General features: G+C 63.7%; 2 protein-coding genes and 1 pseudogene. All 3 read left to right on the top strand.

The genetic code is table 11. From position 1 onward, the window contains the following. Positions 1-321: 321 nt before the first annotated feature. Positions 322-1,227, top strand: a complete 906-nt coding sequence (gene lpxC, locus JCM25156_RS24350) for a UDP-3-O-acyl-N-acetylglucosamine deacetylase (RefSeq protein WP_034959779.1) — start codon at positions 322-324, stop codon at positions 1,225-1,227. 82 nt (positions 1,228-1,309) lie between these two features. Further along, a pseudogene (locus JCM25156_RS24355) lies at positions 1,310-2,193 on the top strand (outer membrane protein assembly factor BamD). A 36-nt stretch (positions 2,194-2,229) separates the two neighbouring features. Beyond that, a partial coding sequence (locus JCM25156_RS24360; RefSeq protein WP_034959790.1) for an AAA family ATPase occupies positions 2,230-2,704 on the top strand: 475 nt, incomplete at its 3' end.

Raw genomic sequence — 2,704 nt, forward strand, 5'->3', positions numbered from 1 at the left:
CGCAGCAGCCCCAGCCGGAACAGGCGGCGGCTGGTGGCGCCGCCACGCCGGATGACGGGGGGCTGGACATTCCGCTCCTGCGTCGGCGCTCATCGTAACGGAAGCGGGCGCGACCTGCTTCATGGCGGGTCGCGGATCGTGGTACTGAACAGGTAACAATAGGCAATAATCCTTGACTGTCCGAATGGGCGACAACGCAGTAGCATTCATCATGCCACTTACTGCGCGTTTTCCCACTCTTCCGCCAAGGATACAGGCAATGGACGGCATGTTGCCACAGACGGGCGCCCCCTACATGCCACACTCCCCCATGGTGGGCAGATGCAGCATACCCTGCGGCAGTCCATCAGCAGCGTGGGCACGGGCCTTCATACGGGCGCGCGCATTACCCTGCGTCTCTCCCCCGCGCCGGAGAACACCGGCATCGTGTTCCGGCGCGAGGACAGGAATGACCTGCCCCCGCTTGCCGCCCGTTACGATACGGTGGTCGATACACGGCTGAGCACGGTGCTGGGCCATGACCCGCAGGCCGACGCCAGCACCCGGATCGCCACGGTGGAACATCTTATGGCGGCGCTGGCGGGGTGCGGCATCGATAACGTCTTCATTGACGTCAATGGCCCCGAAATTCCGGTTTTTGATGGATCCGCCGCCGAATTCGTCTTCCTGATCGAATGTGCGGGCATCCGGCCGCAGGCGGCCCCGCGCCGGAACATCTACATCAGCAGGACCGTCAGGGTGGAAGATGGCGATGCCTACGCCGAACTCTCCCCCGCCACGGAACCGGGGCTGCTGATCGATATTTCCATTGATTTCCCGGCCGCGGCCATTGGTCAGCAACGCTACACCGCGCAGATGGATAGCCGCCACTTCCACAGGCAGCTCAGTGCGGCGCGCACCTTTGTGCTGCAACCCGAAATCGAACACCTGCACGCCATCGGTCTGGCCCGTGGGGGATCACTGGATAACGCCATCGTCGTCAGCGGCGATCATGTCCTCAACCCGACGGGACTGCGCCACCCCGATGAATTCGTGCGCCACAAGGTTCTTGACGCGATTGGGGACCTCCATCTGGCAGGTGGCGTGATCCATGGCCGTCTGCGGGGGCACAAGCTGGGGCATACGCTCAACAACCGCCTGCTGCGCAAGCTGTTTGCCGATCAGGCGAACTGGCGCACGACTCCGGACGCCACCCCCGCGCGCGTGCCGCACATCAAGGCCGCGTGATGGGAAGGGGCGAAATCCGCACGCGAAGACTTCACCCTCCCCCGGCACATGATATAAAGCTTCCGTAACTGGAAGAGCCGGCATGTTCGTACGCAGATCACGATATACCCCGCAATCACTGCGCAATGCCCGCCATGCGGCCCGCTGGCTGGCGTGCCTGCCCGTCGCCGCCCTTCTGGCGGCGTGTGGCAACAGCGCCAGCAGCATCAACGAACGCGCGCCCCGTGTCGGTTCGGCGGAAACACTGTACAATAACGGCGTGGACGCCCTGCGGTCCGACCGCTACCTGCTTTCGGTCAACCAGTTCGATACCCTGCAGCGCAACTACCCCTATTCCCCCTACACGGCCAATGCCCAGCTTATGGAGGCTACGCCAACTACCTGCTGAACAAATATCCTGAAGCCGTGCAGCAGCTCGACCGCTTTCTGGAGCTGCACCCCACCAGCGGGGACGCGGCCTATGCCTTCTACCTGCGCGCGCTGTGCTATTACGAGCAGGTGGCAGACGTGCAGCGTGACCAGCAGGGCACGGTCGAGGCCATGGACGCGCTGGAGGAGGTCATTACCCGCTTCCCCCAGAGCCCCTATTCGCGTGATGCGCAGCTGAAGATCGACCTGTGCCGCGACCATCTGGCGGGCAAGGAAATGCTGGTGGGGCGCTACTACCAGCAGCAGAACGATTTTCCCGCCGCCGCCGGTCGCTACCAGCGCGTGGTGCAGGATTTCCAGACCACGAACCATGTGCCCGAGGCGCTGGAGCGGCTGGTGGAGGTCTATCTGGACATGGGCCTGCTGGAACAGGCCCGCAAGACCGGCGCGGTGCTGGCCTATAACTACCCCAGCAGCAAATGGTACCATGATGCGTATGATCACCTGCGCGCGCACCATCTGCTCAAGGGCGTGGACGCCCCGGACCACAAGCAGGGCCGCAACATCTTCTCACGGGCGTGGCATTCGATTTTCTGATTTCCGCCAACGGCCTGTGCTGAACAGGAAACCTGCATGCTGACACAGCTCTCGATACGGGATGTGGTCCTGATCGAAAAACTGGATCTGGCCTTTCCCCCCGGCCTGACCGTGCTGACGGGGGAGACCGGGGCGGGAAAATCCATCCTGCTGGACAGTCTCGGCCTGGCGCTGGGGGAACGCGCCAGCGCGTCGCTGGTGCGCGCGGGGTGCGAACAGGCCAGTGTCAGCGCCTGTTTCGACATCAGCCCCACCCATCCGCTGCATCAGTTGTTAAGCGAACAGGGCATCGCGCTGGATGATGCGCATGAACCCATCCTGCTGCGCCGGGTCGTGACGGTCGATGGCCGTTCACGCGCCTATATCAACGACCAGCCGGTCGCCATCAGCCTGTTGCGGCGGGCGGCCACGCTGCTGGTGGAAATTCAGGGCCAACACGAACAGATGGGGCTGGCCGACCAGGCCACGCATCTGGATCTGCTCGACGCCTTCGGCACCCCGCCCGACCTGC

This window comes from Komagataeibacter kakiaceti JCM 25156, from assembly GCF_000613305.1.

What these genes read in the sequence shown, in the direction of transcription:
- lpxC (WP_034959779.1), top strand. Translation starts at nt 322, where the DNA reads ATGCAGCATACCCTGCGGCAGTCCATCAGCAGCGTGGGCACGGGCCTT.